The sequence below is a fragment of the Gordonia sp. 852002-50816_SCH5313054-c genome (assembly GCF_001665925.1).
GTDB classification, from domain to species: Bacteria; Actinomycetota; Actinomycetes; order Mycobacteriales; family Mycobacteriaceae; genus Gordonia; species Gordonia jacobaea.
The window spans coordinates 58,698-72,336 of the sequence record NZ_LZTE01000019.1 but is presented as its reverse complement, the minus strand read 5'-3'; the positions used below and the strand labels follow the sequence as shown (position 1 = coordinate 72,336).

At 65.8% G+C, this 13,639-nt stretch carries 18 protein-coding genes; 4 read left to right on the top strand and 14 right to left on the bottom strand.

The annotated features are described in order from the left end of the window. Positions 1–48 precede the first annotated feature (48 nt). From A5788_RS01565 to A5788_RS01515, 11 genes are all read right to left on the bottom strand, one after another. Complete coding sequence (locus A5788_RS01565; protein ID WP_049698520.1) at positions 49–390, bottom strand: DUF1801 domain-containing protein; 342 nt, start codon at positions 388–390, stop codon at positions 49–51. A gap of 47 nt (positions 391–437) precedes the next feature. Continuing rightward, positions 438–875 carry a VOC family protein gene (locus A5788_RS01560; RefSeq protein ID WP_064870390.1) on the bottom strand — a complete coding sequence of 146 codons (438 nt, stop codon included), beginning with the start codon at positions 873–875 and terminating at the stop codon, positions 438–440. 37 nt (positions 876–912) lie between these two features. Continuing rightward, entirely contained in the window at positions 913–1,380 is a 468-nt protein-coding gene (locus tag A5788_RS01555; RefSeq protein WP_064870391.1) for a GNAT family N-acetyltransferase, read from the bottom strand. Beyond that, positions 1,373–1,915 (bottom strand): putative immunity protein, encoded by a 543-nt coding sequence (locus tag A5788_RS23765; RefSeq protein WP_197494573.1) that lies wholly within the window; start codon positions 1,913–1,915, stop codon positions 1,373–1,375. The genes A5788_RS01555 and A5788_RS23765 overlap by 8 nt, the downstream gene beginning before the upstream one ends. Next, positions 1,912–2,385 carry an acetyltransferase gene (locus A5788_RS01545; protein WP_082938055.1) on the bottom strand — a complete coding sequence of 158 codons (474 nt, stop codon included), beginning with the start codon at positions 2,383–2,385 and terminating at the stop codon, positions 1,912–1,914. The genes A5788_RS23765 and A5788_RS01545 overlap by 4 nt, the downstream gene beginning before the upstream one ends. A 129-nt stretch (positions 2,386–2,514) precedes the next feature. Continuing rightward, positions 2,515–2,868 carry a DUF1801 domain-containing protein gene (locus tag A5788_RS01540; RefSeq protein ID WP_064870393.1) on the bottom strand — a complete coding sequence of 118 codons (354 nt, stop codon included), beginning with the start codon at positions 2,866–2,868 and terminating at the stop codon, positions 2,515–2,517. 240 nt (positions 2,869–3,108) lie between these two features. Continuing rightward, positions 3,109–3,477, bottom strand: coding sequence for a type II toxin-antitoxin system VapC family toxin (locus tag A5788_RS01535; protein ID WP_064870394.1), 369 nt, complete (start codon positions 3,475–3,477; stop codon positions 3,109–3,111). Further along, positions 3,474–3,671, bottom strand: a complete 198-nt coding sequence (locus tag A5788_RS01530) for a type II toxin-antitoxin system VapB family antitoxin (RefSeq protein WP_064870395.1) — start codon at positions 3,669–3,671, stop codon at positions 3,474–3,476. The genes A5788_RS01535 and A5788_RS01530 overlap by 4 nt, the downstream gene beginning before the upstream one ends. Positions 3,672–3,790: 119 nt before the next feature. Further along, positions 3,791–4,870, bottom strand: coding sequence for a redox-regulated ATPase YchF (ychF, locus tag A5788_RS01525; protein WP_049698527.1), 1,080 nt, complete (start codon positions 4,868–4,870; stop codon positions 3,791–3,793). A gap of 11 nt (positions 4,871–4,881) precedes the next feature. Continuing rightward, positions 4,882–6,162: an AI-2E family transporter gene (locus A5788_RS01520; protein WP_064870396.1), complete on the bottom strand. Its 1,281-nt coding sequence runs from the start codon at positions 6,160–6,162 to the stop codon at positions 4,882–4,884. Between the two features lie 57 nt (positions 6,163–6,219). Further along, a complete protein-coding gene (locus tag A5788_RS01515; RefSeq protein WP_231894280.1) occupies positions 6,220–6,606 on the bottom strand; it encodes a hypothetical protein in 387 nt (128 codons plus the stop codon). 69 nt (positions 6,607–6,675) lie between these two features. Between A5788_RS01515 and A5788_RS01510 the strand changes: the two genes are divergently transcribed. From A5788_RS01510 to A5788_RS01495, 4 genes are all read left to right on the top strand, one after another. Further along, the gene (locus A5788_RS01510) at positions 6,676–8,241 is read left to right on the top strand and encodes an Ada metal-binding domain-containing protein (protein ID WP_082938056.1); all 1,566 of its coding nucleotides are present in this window, start codon (positions 6,676–6,678) and stop codon (positions 8,239–8,241) included. A gap of 58 nt (positions 8,242–8,299) precedes the next feature. Further along, entirely contained in the window at positions 8,300–8,908 is a 609-nt protein-coding gene (locus tag A5788_RS01505) for a methylated-DNA--[protein]-cysteine S-methyltransferase (RefSeq protein ID WP_064870398.1), read from the top strand. A 76-nt stretch (positions 8,909–8,984) separates the two neighbouring features. Continuing rightward, the gene (locus A5788_RS01500) at positions 8,985–10,199 is read left to right on the top strand and encodes a DNA recombination protein RmuC (RefSeq protein ID WP_064870434.1); all 1,215 of its coding nucleotides are present in this window, start codon (positions 8,985–8,987) and stop codon (positions 10,197–10,199) included. Between the two features lie 34 nt (positions 10,200–10,233). Next, entirely contained in the window at positions 10,234–11,310 is a 1,077-nt protein-coding gene (locus A5788_RS01495; protein WP_231894281.1) for a DUF6542 domain-containing protein, read from the top strand. 3 nt (positions 11,311–11,313) lie between these two features. Here the strand turns inward: A5788_RS01495 and A5788_RS01490 are convergent, their stop codons facing one another. The 3 genes from A5788_RS01490 to A5788_RS01480 are packed head-to-tail and all read right to left on the bottom strand — an operon-like array spanning position 11,314 to position 13,605. Next, positions 11,314–11,895 carry a nucleosidase gene (locus A5788_RS01490; RefSeq protein ID WP_064870400.1) on the bottom strand — a complete coding sequence of 194 codons (582 nt, stop codon included), beginning with the start codon at positions 11,893–11,895 and terminating at the stop codon, positions 11,314–11,316. Next, on the bottom strand, positions 11,892–12,668 hold the full coding sequence (locus A5788_RS01485; protein ID WP_064870401.1) for a fructosamine kinase family protein: 777 nt from the start codon (positions 12,666–12,668) through the stop codon (positions 11,892–11,894). Before A5788_RS01485 ends, A5788_RS01490 begins: the two co-directional genes overlap by 4 nt. Further along, positions 12,661–13,605 (bottom strand): SDR family oxidoreductase, encoded by a 945-nt coding sequence (locus tag A5788_RS01480; protein ID WP_049698533.1) that lies wholly within the window; start codon positions 13,603–13,605, stop codon positions 12,661–12,663. The genes A5788_RS01485 and A5788_RS01480 overlap by 8 nt, the downstream gene beginning before the upstream one ends. Between the last annotated feature and the right edge of the window lie 34 nt (positions 13,606–13,639).

Here is a 13,639-nt window from a genome sequence, read left to right as displayed (position 1 = left end):
TTGGTTGGATACGGAAAGTCGTTGACAGCAGATCGCGGCGGGCGCCGGTCATTCCCGGTTGAGGGCAACCGCTGACTGCACCAGGGCGACGAATGCGTCGTCGTCCAGAGTGTCGTTTTCCTTGATGTCGATGGCGCGGCGAGTCCCTGCGGTGAGGCTGGCGTTGAAGACCTTCGCCGGATCTGGCAGCGACGCTCCCTTGGCGAACGTGAGCTTGATCTTGTCCTTGTAGGTCTCAAGGGTACAGATCAGGCCGTCGAGCGAAAACGTCGGAACGCCATCCGGATTGGAGGGTTTGCGCCATTTGACCTCTTCGGTGATGTCGGGGTCGGCCCGCATGATCAGGGTGCGCATCTCGTGTGCCCGCGATTCGCGCCAGTCGTCTGCCATGCAGGTCACCGTAGTCGGTGCGCCAACGGGTTTCAGGTACTCGGGTGTCACTGCTTCGTCAGGTCTTGGGCGAACATGACGATGATCCCGCTCGGCCCGCGCACGTAGGTGAGCTTGTAGACGTCCTGATAGTTGGCGACGCCGCGCAGCGGATGGCATCCGTGCCGCGCGGCGATTGCGAGGGCGTCGTCGATGTCGTCGACGGAGAACGCGACACGATGCATGCCGATCTCGTTGGGCAGCGTCGGCGAGGTCTCGATCGCGTCCGGGTGGATGTACTCGAAGAGTTCGAGGCGCCCCGAGCCGTCGGGTGTGGCGAGCATCGCGATCTTCGCGTGGTTTCCGTCGAGTCCTACTGCGGTGTCGGCCCATTCGCCGCTGACCTCGTCGCGTCCGAGGACGGTGAGGCCGAGATCGGTGAAGAACGCAACTGCGGCGTCGAGGCTTTCGACCGCGATGCCGACGTTTTCGAGCGAGATGGGCATGTGGTCGAGGGTAGCGGCGGCGCGCCCGACCACCCCACTAATGGGCGATTGTCCTTGCGAGGAACACGAGGTCGTAGCTCCCGACGTTCTCGCGCTTGAACTCCACGAAACCTTTCCGCTCATAGAGTCGGATGTTCGCGACGCTGTGCTCGCCGGTGAACAACTCGACTCGCGTGACCGATGGTGGCACCCAGTCGTCGACTGAGGCGAGCAACCTGCTGCCGAGGCCTCGTCCCTGCAGATCGGGGACCACCGTCAGTCGGCCGACCTCGGCGACCTCGCCATGCACCGAAAGTCTCAGCGCTGCAACGAGCCTCGCGCCCAGCTTGATCCCCAATGCAGTCACGTGGGGCAGCTCCAGTTCAGCGACGAGGTCGTCGACGGACTGCGTCAGCGCGGGAAGCGTCAGGTCGTCGTGCAGTTGAGCCTCGGTGACGTATGCCGCTCGCTGCAGGGTCAGCAACTCGCCGGCGTCGTCGACGCCGAGTCGCGACACGTCAGCCACGACGAGTTCCGATGTTCGTTTGGAGCTCGCGGATCGTCGAACCGAGAATGCCGCGCGCGAGCAAGCCCTGCCCCAGCGGACCTGACGAATCAACGCCGAGTGCCGGGAGCTGACGCAGGGCTGCCCGCTCGTCATCTGTGAGTTCAGCCAACTGCCAACGTATTTCGTCGTCGACGGCTGACGGGTTGTCGCGGTGTGACAGGTCGACTGCCTTCACCGCGTACGCGGCGGCTCCGAGTGCGTGGGCACCCATGTGTGCCACCGCCGATGCCTGCGCCACTGCTCGTGCCGCGGCGGCGCCCGCCGGCGTGCTCGCTGCGCCCGCCGCCTTGACCGCGACCATCCGCTTGGCGATCTCCTCCGCACTGGTCCCGAGTCCCGCGCTGTAGGCGCGTGTTCGCGCAAGGGCGTCATCGATGTCGGTGCGCGCAGGGTCGTCGGCCTCGAGAAGCGGGAGCACCCGCTCGGCGCATGCGACCGCCCACCTGGCCACCAGTCGACGGTCGGTTTCGCTGAGTGTTTGAATCGATGTCACGGGTTTCCTGATGCGTCTCGGACCATCCGAAGTATCGGGTATGGCCTGCCCTGGTCATCGAGTGCGCTGCGCTCGAACTCGACGAACCCACGGCGACGGTAGAACCCGACCGCGTCGACGTTGTCCTCGTTGACATCCACACGGGTGATTCCGCAGTCGTCGACGGCTTGGGCGAGAAGCACGCTGCCGACACCGGTTCCCCGGTGAGCAGCGTCGACGAACAGCATCTCGAGGGTGTCCCCCGCTGTACCCGCGAAGCCGACGACCTGACCGTCGACTTCTGCGACGACCAGCCGCACGTGCGGAAAGTAGTCAGCTACCAGGTGCTGCTCGATATCGTCTCGGTCCGCCGGCCGCAGAAAGTGATGCGTTGCATCGACCGCGCTACGCCAGACTTCGACGAGCCGCGGATAGTCGTCCGGGACCGCGGGCCGTGTAGTCACGAAGCGGCCCCGAGCACCGCGCGAAATCGCCTGTCGTGCGCAGCTATGGGCATGCGAACAAAGTACGCGGCCGGACCGCGCCGCATGCTGCGGCGTCGTAAAATGCCGCGGCGTTTCAAAGTACAGCGCGGCCCAGCCGGTCTCGGTTCGGCGGACTCAGGAAAGCGCGGATCGGACGATGTCCGCGATCCTCTTCTCCGTGAATTCGTCGAGGGTGTCGAAGTACCATGCCGCCGGCATCAGCGTTCCGTCGATGCCGCCACCCGGGTTGAGCGTGACCTTCTCGGTGAGGGCGAGGTTGATGCGTTCGTCGTTGCGCAGCGTCACCAGCGCAGGCGAACTCGCCGACTTGGCGTACGCGGGCATGCCGTACCAAATTCTCGGCCTCAGCGTTGGCGCGGCGGCCATGATGACCTCGTGCGCCCGCTGAACCAGCGAGCGCTCAGGCTCCTTCATCTTCGCGATCTTGTCGGCAACCGCCGCGAGGTTCTTCTCATCCTTCGATGCCATGTCATGTCCTCTCGTCAACCGATGTCACACATCGGCTGTGAAGTCGGCGCACTGGTGCGCCACACCCCATCCGGACATGTCCCGAGTGAGTCGGGCCTCTCCGCAATGATTCAGGCATCTGTGCCTGGAAGTGCAGTCGGCAGGATCCCCCTGCCGCGAATCAGGCTAACTCACCGCCGCGGGTGGGCGCGAGTAAGTGCGTGGCCGAGCCAACGATGTGAGGGACGACGGCGATAGCCGTCACTCGAGAACGCAATCCACCCCGACATCGACGCATGCTGCTCGCAACCTCTTGTCCCTCGTCCACAGCGTCGCGCCGTCAACGAGAATCGCCGAACCCAGCAGCCCGGCGTCGACCGGGCTCAGCCCGCGGCCCCAGAGCTTTCGACTCTCGACGAGATGCAGCAGTTCGGCATGAGTCAGGACCGGAAACTGGACGAGATTGCTCAGCAGATCGATGATTACGTCTCGGTTAGCGATCGATCCCAGTGCGAGTTCTTCGACAACCAGTGGGTGACAGCCGATCTCATCATCGGCAAGCAGGCTCGGCAGACGCTCGTCCTTGGCGTGCAGATGGTCAATCCAGACCGACGTATCAACCAGGATCATCCGGCCGACGACCGACGACGCGGAGCCGCCTGAGCTGCAGGATCGGTGCCGCCGAGCGCAGCAAGGCGGCGCGCGCTTTCGATGCGGATCAAGGCCTCCAGCCCATCACGAATGAGCGCCGCCCTTTCATGGACCCCGGTCAGCTCGGCTGCTTTGGCCAAGAGTTCGTCGTCAAGGGTCACCGTGGTGCGCATGCCGCATCTCCAATCGCATCAAAATATGTCAATAATGATGCCATCGCGGATGCGCTGTCGCCACATCTCCACACCGTGTTTCACGGCGCACAAGCCGGAGAACGTTGAAGCGGAATACGTCAGACGTTGAACCGGAACTCCACGACGTCGCCGTCGTGCATGACGTATTCCTTGCCCTCCATGCGCACCTTGCCCGCGGCCTTGGCGGCCTGCATCGAGCCGGCGGCGTCGAGGTCGTCGAACGAGACGATTTCGGCCTTGATGAAGCCCTTTTCGAAGTCCGTGTGGATGACGCCCGCAGCCTTGGGTGCGGTGTCGCCCTGGTGAATTGTCCACGCGCGTGACTCTTTTGGCCCCGCGGTCAGGTAGGTCTGTAGGCCGAGCGTGTGGAATCCGGCCCGCGCGAGCGAGCGCAGGCCCGGCTCGTCCTGCCCGATGGAGTCGAGCAGTTCCTGGGCGTCGGCCTCGTCGAGCTCCAGCAGTTCGCTCTCGACCTTGGCGTCGAGGAAAACCGCATCGGCAGGTGCGACGGCGGCCTTCAGTTCGGCCTTGCGCGCGTCGTCGGTCAGGATCGACTCGTCGGCGTTGAACACATAGAGGAACGGCTTGGCGGTCATCAGGTGCAGTTCGCGCACCGACGACAGATCGAACGAATCCTGCTGCGAGAACAGGGTTTTGCCGGAGTCGAGGATCTCCTGGGCCTTCTTCGCGGCGTCGAGCACCTCGGCCTGGTCCTTGTTCTTGCGCGCTTCCTTCTCGAGCCGCGGAATGGCCTTCTCGAGTGTCTGCATGTCGGCGAGGATCAGCTCGGTCTCGATGACCTCGATGTCGGCGAACGGGTCGACGCGGCCGTCGACATGCACGACGTCGTCGTCGGCGAAGACACGGACGACCTGACAGATGGCGTCGGCCTCGCGGATGTTGGCCAGGAACTGGTTGCCCATGCCCTCGCCCTCGGAGGCGCCCTTGACGATGCCCGCGATGTCGACGAACGACACGGTTGCGGGAAGGATGCGCTCGCTGCCGAAGATCTCGGCGAGGCGGTCGAGTCGCTTGTCGGGCAACTCCACCACGCCGACGTTGGGCTCGATCGTGGCGAACGGATAGTTCGCCGCGAGGACGTCGTTACGGGTCAGCGCGTTGAAAAGGGTGGACTTGCCGACGTTGGGAAGTCCGACGATGCCGAGGGTGAGACTCACGGGTGTCCAGTCTACGGTGACGCGTCGGCGTCGTTTGCGTCGCCACCACCGGCGTCGGGTGGCTCCTTGTCGTCGGGCACCCCGACATTCTCGGTCACCGGGGCGCCCTGTGGCGGCAATGCCTCCCCGGCCCGCTCGGCTATTCGTTCGTTGAGGTACCGCAAGACGACGGTGAATGTCGCAGCGGCAGGCACCGCGAGGAACGCACCGGTGATGCCGAAGATCGAACCGCCGAGGGTGACCGCGAGCAGCACGATGACGGCGTGCAGGTTCATCGACTTGGCCTGCAACCACGGCTGCAGGACGTTCCCCTCGAGTTGCTGCACGGCGATGATGATCGCGAGAACGATCAGCGCGGTGGTCAGGCCGTTCGACACGAGCGCGATCAACACGGCAAGGGCGCCCGCCACGAACGCGCCGACGATGGGGATGAAGCCACCCATGAACGTGATCACCACGAGCACCCCGGCAAGCGGCACCTGCAGGATGAAGAGACCGATGCCGATGAACGTCGCGTCGACCAGGCTCACGATGGCCTGCGTGCGGATGAAGCCACCGAGGGTGCTCCACATACGACGCAGCACTTCGCTGATGTGTGTTGCCGACGGGTTCCCGATGGTGCGGTCTATCCACGGGGTGAATTTGGGTCCGTCCTTCAGGAAGAAGAACACCAGGACGATCAGGGTGAATAGGGTGACGAGCACCGAGGTCGCCGTCCCGACCCCACTGAACACGCCCGAGGCGATGGTGGCCGAACTCGACTGCAGTTTGCTGACGATCGCGTGAACGGCGTTGTCGATCTGCTCGTCTCGAACGTTGAGCGGCGGACCCTGCGCCCATTGCTGGAGCCGCTGCACACCGTCGGTGGCGCGGTTGGCCAGTTCGGGCGCCTGCGCAACCACCGAGGGAACGATCAGGCCGATCACGGCAGCGACAATGCCGATCGCGACCAGCATCATCACCAGAGCGGCCGCCGCTGGTGGGACACCTTTTCGACGCATCCATGCGACGGGCGGCCACAGGACCGTGCAGACGATGATCGCCAAGAGAACTGGCAGAAGGATCACCCACAGCTTGCCGACCACCCACAGCAACACCCACACGGCAGCCACGACGAGCACGGCCTGCAGTGCGACGATCGCCGACTCGCGTAGGCCCTCCCGGATCACCGACATCCGGGAGGGGTGCGTGCGTTCGCCAGTCGCTCCGGAGTCGGTCGCGGTCGCGGCGGGCGTTGGGTCAGCGGGTGTGGATTCAGGTGTCGCAGGTACGTTCTCGGACGAAGCGGTCACGCGATGATCCTCACATGAGCCGTCGCCTCACGCGAAAGGCTCCCTCCCTCACGCGGTTCAGTGGCGCGCGAAAGTCCGCTTGAGCCAGCGCAGCAGCGCGTTGATCGCCTCGATCTCGGCGAGCATGGGGGTCAAGATCTCCGGCGGCACCGGAACGTCGTCGTCCGCGGTTCCACGTCGAGGACTTGCCGTCGCAGAAGCTTCCCCGGCGGACGCGACGCCGCCGTCCGCGCGGGCCATGCGAGTCGACGACGTGCCGTCGAGGTGGGCGAGGTCGTCGACGCTTGCACTCGGCTCGGACAGCAGTTGCTCAACGAGAATGCTGTCGACCGTCTCGGCTCCGTACAGTCCGCGCAGTATGTCCAAACCCCACTCGGGATACTCCGCGAGCGGGAGTTCACGGTTGCGACCTCGATGTCGAAAACCGCCGAAGTGTGTGCTCATGCCGATCATGGTGCCACCGAAATGTAATCTACGTCACGTTTTTGTCGGTATTCCGATGGTGTCGCAGCGATGGCCGATTTCCGCCAGAAACCGATCATCGCGCCGTGTCAGAGTGGACGAGTGAGCACCTCGCCGACGACCCCTGACCTCGACTTCGACACCTTCTACCGAGCGTTGTCGGCTCGAGATCGACGATTCGACGGCCAGTTCTTCGTCACCGTGCACACGACCGGCATCTACTGTCGCCCGTCGTGTCCCGCCCGGACACCGCTACCCGCCAACGTCTCCTTCGTCCCGACCGCCGCGGCAGCCCAGACGCGCGGCTTCCGCGCGTGCCGACGCTGCGCACCCGACGCCGTGCCCGGCTCACCGAGATGGAATGCCAACGCCGATCTCGGTGCGCGAGCGATGCGACTCATCACCGACGGCGTGGTGGAACGAGACGGCGTCGACGGCCTCGCCGCGGCACTCGGCTACTCCCCTCGCCATCTCACCCGGGTGCTGAACGACGAACTCGGCGCAGGCCCCCTCGCGCTTGCCCGCGCACACCGTGCGACCAACGCACGCATACTCATCCAGCGCACGACGATGCCGATGGCCGACGTCGCATTCGCCGCGGGATTCTCGAGCGTGCGGCAGTTCAACGACACGATCCGCGAGATCTTTGGCCTCACGCCGACGCGATTGCGCGCGCTCCGCGGTAACGGCGCCACCGATCCCGATGCTCATGCCGAGGGCGGAGTGATCTCGTTACGGCTGCCCTACCGCGAACCCTTCGACGCCTCCTGGCCCGCAACACTCTTGGGCGCGCACGCCGTCGACTCGATGGAAGAGTTCACCGGTGATCCCGCGGGAGACTGGACGTTCGCCCGTGTCCTCACCCTCCCGCATGGGTATGCCCTGGTTCGGATCTCACCGGGATCGGGGCCCAAGCGGCACGGTAATTACCTACGAGTCGATCTCTTACACCTCGACTCCCGAGACCTCGGCGCAGCGGTGTCGCGTGTGCGTCGACTCCTCGACCTCGATGCCGACGCCGCTGCAGCAGAAGACGTGTTACGACGCGATCCGCGCCTCGCCCCCCTCATCGATGCAGGCCCCGGCATCCGGTTGCCCGGGTCACCAGACCCGGCAGAGGCTCTGATCCGCACGATGATGGGCCAGCAGATCAGCGTCGGCGCGGCACGCCATCACGTGGGAGCGCTGGTTTCGGCGCTCGGTGAGACCACCGGGTGGACTGACGGTCCCGGACGTGCGTTCCCGACTGCGACAGCGATTGCCGAGCAAGGTCGGTCGGTGTTGCGCGGCCCGCGTGCGCGCGTCGACGCCATCGTCGCCGCAGCGTCGAAGATCGCGGAAAATTCGGTGGAACTTCACCAGGGGGTCGCTGCGTCTGAGTTGCGTGCTCGTCTCCTGACTCTGCACGGGGTCGGGGTGTGGACCGCCGACTACGTGACGATGGTCGTCACCGGCGACCCCGACACCCTGCTCCACCACGACCTCGTGGTGCGGCATGCCGCGAACGATCTCGGCATCGACCTCACCGTCACTCAGGAATGGGCACCGTGGCGCTCCTACGCATCAATGCACCTGTGGCGCCATCGGCTCGGACAGCAGCTCGGCACGGTCGCCTGACCTGCCGATCCGGCGTGTCCGCGCATCGAACTGCAACGACACGCGCCAGGAGGCAACCATGACAACACTCGACGCCGTACCCACCGACCCCGACACGACAGCCACAGAGCCGTCAACAGTTGACGCCCCAGCGGCCGAATCATCAGCGACCGAGTCATCAGCGGCCCACGCGACCGTCGCGACGCCGACGGGTCGCTTCACGTTCGTCGTCGACGACGCGGGCGCGGTGTTGGCGTCGGGTTGGACCGACGACGCCGCATCACTGTTGCCGTCGATCCACCGCGCGTTGCGACCGGCGTCGTCTCGGTGGTCGCAGGAACTCACCGCCGTGAGCGACGCGGTCGAGGCCTACTACGCGGGCCAACTCGACGCGATCGACGCGGTGGCGGTCCGACAACGTTCGGGCCCCTACGTGGAGAAGGTCTGGGAGTCGCTGCGCGCAGTAGCGCCGGGCAGTCCCACGACGTTCGCCGAACTCGCCGAGGCTGCTGGACACCCGACGGCGATTCGCGCCACCGCCACCGCCTGCGCGAGAAACGCGGCCACGCTGTTCGTTCCGTGCCACCGTGTACTCCGCCAGGACGGCACGGTCGCGGGTTTCCGCTACGGCAAGCCGCTCAAGCAATGGCTGCTCACCTACGAGGACGGCGGGACCCCGACGTTCTGACCACCACGGCCATGAACTGCGAGCCCTGAACTGCGACGACGGAGAATTGTCGGTACCGGACGGCACCATCACTGTCATGCTGTCCGTCACTGTCGCTCTCTTCGTGGGTCTGTTGCTCGGTGCCGTGCTGGGTTGGCTGGCCAACGCGTCACGCTCGGCCGCGGCGGTATCGGCGGCACGCACCGAGGCCGACGCGCTGCGCAGCTCTCAGGAGCTCGCAGCGCGATCGCTGTCGGCGGCAAGCGAAGACGCCGCGCGCAGACAGTCGACGGCGATCGGCACACAGGTCACCCACATCGTCGAGCCGCTGCGCGGGGTGTTGGGCCAGTTGTCGGAAGAATTGCGCAGGGTCGAGCACAACCGGATCGGTGCGTATTCGGGTCTCGCCGAGCAGGTGCGCGGCATGCACATCGCCTCACAGCAGCTCTCGAACGAGACCCGCGCGCTGGCCAACGCCCTGCACACGCCGCACGTCAGGGGCCGCTGGGGCGAACTGCAGCTCGAACGGGTCGTAGAGCTGGCAGGTATGAGCGAGCATTGTGACTTCAGCACGCAGGTGTCGGCCGAGTCAGACATCGCGGGCCAGGTCCGTCCGGACATGGTGATCCACCTGGCGGGCAACCGCGACATCGTCGTCGACGCGAAGGTTCCCCTGCATGCGTACCTATCCGTCGCGGACTGCAGCGATCCGGACAAACAGGCGGCACTCCTGGCCGACCACGCGCGGGCGGTCAGAGCACACATCACGCAGTTGGCCTCGAAGTCGTACTGGACCGCGTTCGCGAACACCCCCGAGATGGTCGTGCTGTTCGTACCCGGCGACCCGATCCTCGACGCTGCGGTGCGTGCCGACCCAGCGCTCATCGAGTACGGCTTCACGCGCAACGTCGTGGTGACGACCCCGACCAGCCTCGTCGCGCTACTGCGCACAGTTGCTCTCGGGTGGCGCCACGACGCCCTCGCCGCCGACGCCGCAACGATCAGAGAGCTCGGCGTCGAACTCCATCATCGACTCGGATCGGTCCTGAGCCACCTCGACCGAACAGGCGCCTCACTGCGTCGGGCGGTTGAGTCGTTCAACTCGACGCTCGGCGCCGTCGACAGCCGCGTCGGGGTGACGGCTCGCAAATTGGCGTCGCTCGAATCTCTCGGAATCTCCTCCGAACCGGAACGGCCCAGCCCTGTCGACGTCGGGGTGCGCCCCACTCCCGGAATGCCCGTATCGCAGTCCGACAACCCCGACCCAATACCCGACGAACCAGACGCGCGCGCAACATCGAGCACTGGTTAAGGGAAATCCGGGGATCACCCGGTACCGTCTAGGAGTGCCTTTCCCGCAGCGAAGCCGCTCCGCGGTGCCCGTCGACCAACAGTCGGTACTGCCCAACGTCAGGGGTATCCCCTGGTGGGGCGCCGTTCTGGTGGCCGCGGCCTTCACCGCTGTTGGCGCGATCATCGACGCCAATCAGAGCGACGCACTGGGTTCGGTCTTCAATTTCTTCTACCTCGTCGGCTGCGTCGTCGCTGTTCTCGCCGTACGCAGACGGGCGCTCTTCACCGCCGTCGCGCAACCGCCGCTGATCGCGTTCGGAGTGGGCGTGGTCACTCTGTACGGCCTCAACGCCGACGAGGCGTCGGGTCTCAAGAGCCTGATCTTCAAGGTCCTCCTGCCGATCGCCAACGACTTCCCGTGGATCCTGTTCACCTTCCTCGTGACGCTGGCACTCGGCGTCGGCCGTTGGTACATCACGCGCGGCCAGTCGCTCACCGATTCGCCGGCACCGAAACGTCGAGCACGCCCGGCAGGCACCGAGCACACGTTCAATAATTCGGCGTCGAAGGACTCGACGCCGCGCACCGCGCAAGCCGGGAAATCCAAGGCCGCGAACTCAAAGGCCGGGAACCCGAAGGCCACGCGTTCGACGCAGCGGGGCGCACCGAAGTCAGACGACGGACAACAATCGGACAGCACTCAGCGTCGGGCGAAGGCTGCTCGACCGGAGTCCGACGCGACACCACGCCCACGCAAAGCGCCCGCACAGGCACCGTCGAGCGACGACCCCCGTCCCCGCCGCCGGGCCTCCGGAGAACCGGGCGAGCGCAGCCGGGGTGAGCGAAACCAGACTGAGCGCGGCGCAGGGCGTGAACGCCAGGCCCGCGACGGCCGCGAGCGTCCGGCCACCGACGACGCCGCGCGCACTCGGACGCCGCGGCCCGCACCGCCACAGGACCCTCGCTCGCGCGCGACTGCCGGGCAGGTACAGCGCACTGCTGCGGGCGAGCAACTCGACGGTCAGCCCGTCCGTGCTACCGCCGCCGCCGATCTCGATCGGTATGAGCCCGCGACGCGATCGTCGGGTTCTGCCGTCTACCAGACCACTCGCGCCCGCAACCAGCGCTGAGCCTCACGCCCCTCTGTCGGCAAGCCAGTCGCCGAGTAGTCGCGCCGCGTCGTCGACCAACGACGGCCAATCCATTGCCTGCTCGTCGGCGCCGTCGCTGACCACTTTGACCAATTGGCACCGGACGTCGAATGCGGCCGCGACATATGCGACGGCACAGCCCTCCATGTCGACGAGGTCTGCGTGCTGGGCCAGGCTTGCGCGGCGTAGCGGGTCGGCAACAAAGGTGTCGCCCGAGGCGAGTACCGAACCGTCGCCGTCCGGAACCTCCCACCGATCGACGATCGGATATCCCATGGCACGCAGTTCCGTCGCGCTGATGTCGTGCTCGACGACCACCGACGGCAGAAACAACCCCGCGTGATGATCGTGCAGCGCTCCCGCTGTACCGATGTTGACGACGAGCCTCGTCGACGGCGCCGATGGGTCGGCCAGTGCGCGGGTCAATGCGGCAGTCGCGCGCATCTTGCCGATCCCCGTGACGAGCAGCCGCGCACCGGGCGGCACGTACTTCGCCTCGGCGTGGGTGGCCGAGACGACGAGAATCGAGGGATCGAAGTCGGGGTGAAGCGGCGTCGAATTCATCGGTCGCCTCCTGCAAGGGCCAGCGTCGCCCGGGCCGCATCGCCAAGCGCCACACCGTATCCGGGTCCGTGTCGAACCGAATGCACCGCCAGGGGATGCATCTGGTGTAGCGGAATCCGTTGTCGCCAGCCGTCGGTCAGTGGATGTGTCCGCTCATACGATTCGACGACGCTGTCGAGGTGCGGGCAGCCGAACAGCGCGAGCATCGCGAGGTCGGTCTCTCGGTGTCCGCCGTGCGCAGCGGGATCAATGAGGACTGCACCGTCGGGCGTCCACACCACGTTTCCACCCCATAGGTCACCGTGCAGGCGTGACGGCGGAGCACCGTCGTCGAACGTTCCGGAGGCGATGAGATCGCAGGCTTGTCGAGTCGACTCTGCGTCACGCCGCGTGACATTGCCTGCGGCGATTCCCGCTTCGAGGAACGGCAGCACGCGCGCAGAGGCATAGAACTCGCCCCAGCGGTCAAGCTCGACGGTGGGCAGGGGCAGCTTCCCGATGAATTGCCTGCCGTCGTAACCATCTGGCGGAGAACCGAATTGGGCCGCGCCCGCATCGTGGGTGCGGGCAAGCATGTGGCCGAGATCCTCGGCTGCCGCGACGGTCGGGCGTGTGGTCGTCAGTCGTTCGAGTTCGATGTTGTTCGCGGACACCGAGATCACGTCGACAACCCGCGCTCCCCCTGCCGCCAGCCACCGCAACGACGCCGCTTCGGCTGCGAAGAAGTCTGGATCGTCGCCCGTCGCAACGGTTTTGACGAAGGAGTTATTCACCCGCGGTCCGCTGTCGTCCTCGACTTCGCGCGTCCTGTTCCGACCGCGTCTCGAGTGTCGTGCCTGCAACGCGCGCGAGGTGGTCGAACTGATTGTTGGCGATGCGCATGACGATTTCGTACGGCAGCGCGAACTTGCGCGCCCACCAGTACCCGAACCGCGTGTCGAAGGAGGTGTAGACCATGAATTTGTTCTTCCGTACACCTGCGAGAATTTTGGCCGCGGCGGTTTCCGGACTGACCGAGATGCGGTGAAAGTGGCCGATGGCCTTGGCAACTCGCGGATCGTCGCGGTCGACTCCGACAATGCTCACGGTGTCGACCAACGGGGTCGCGACAGCGCCTGGGCACACCAGCGAGACACCGATGCCGTGTCGGCGCAGATCGAACCTCAACACCTCGGAGACACCACGGATACCGAACTTGCTCGCGCTGTACGCGGCGTGCCACGGAAGCGCGAGCAGCCCTGCCGCCGACGAGACGTTCACGAGGTGCCCGCCTTGGCCGCGTCGAACCATCTGCGGCACAAAGGATTCGATGATGTGAATCGGCCCCATGAGGTTGACGTCGACCATCGACCGCCAGTGCTTGTGCTGCAGATTCTCGACGGTGCCCCACACGGAGATACCCGCGATGTTCATCACCACGTCCATCACACCGACCTCGGCGTCGACCTGACGCGCGAACGCCGACACCCATTCGTAGTCGGAGACATCGCCCGCGAGGTGAAAGAGCACCGCGCCGCCTGCAGCGGTTATCTCCGCGACTACCTCGTCGAGTGGCTCGGCGTGCAGATCGGTCAGCACCAGTTCGGCGCCCTGAGCCGCCGCTGCTTCTGCCGTCGCCCGGCCGATTCCGCTCGCCGCGCCGGTGATCAGCACCTTACGACCACGCAACGACGGCACCGGAGTCTTCATGACGAGATCACGGATACCCATGGTTTCCAACAGTAGCCGCAGGTTCAGCGGATGC

Bases quoted from the DNA above. Each gene is read 5' to 3' on its own strand.
- A5788_RS01505 (WP_064870398.1), top strand. From the start codon at position 8,300: ATGACAACACTCGACGCCGTACCCACCGACCCCGACACGACAGCCACA.
- A5788_RS01480 (WP_049698533.1), bottom strand. From the start codon at position 13,605: ATGGGTATCCGTGATCTCGTCATGAAGACTCCGGTGCCGTCGTTGCGT.
- A5788_RS01490 (WP_064870400.1), bottom strand. From the start codon at position 11,895: ATGAATTCGACGCCGCTTCACCCCGACTTCGATCCCTCGATTCTCGTC.
- A5788_RS01500 (WP_064870434.1), top strand. From the start codon at position 8,985: ATGCTGTCCGTCACTGTCGCTCTCTTCGTGGGTCTGTTGCTCGGTGCC.
- A5788_RS01565 (WP_049698520.1), bottom strand. From the start codon at position 390: ATGGCAGACGACTGGCGCGAATCGCGGGCACACGAGATGCGCACCCTG.
- A5788_RS01530 (WP_064870395.1), bottom strand. From the start codon at position 3,671: ATGCGCACCACGGTGACCCTTGACGACGAACTCTTGGCCAAAGCAGCC.
- A5788_RS01535 (WP_064870394.1), bottom strand. From the start codon at position 3,477: ATGATCCTGGTTGATACGTCGGTCTGGATTGACCATCTGCACGCCAAG.
- A5788_RS01540 (WP_064870393.1), bottom strand. From the start codon at position 2,868: ATGGCATCGAAGGATGAGAAGAACCTCGCGGCGGTTGCCGACAAGATC.
- A5788_RS01515 (WP_231894280.1), bottom strand. From the start codon at position 6,606: ATGAGCACACACTTCGGCGGTTTTCGACATCGAGGTCGCAACCGTGAA.
- A5788_RS01510 (WP_082938056.1), top strand. From the start codon at position 6,676: ATGGCCGATTTCCGCCAGAAACCGATCATCGCGCCGTGTCAGAGTGGA.
- A5788_RS01560 (WP_064870390.1), bottom strand. From the start codon at position 875: ATGCCCATCTCGCTCGAAAACGTCGGCATCGCGGTCGAAAGCCTCGAC.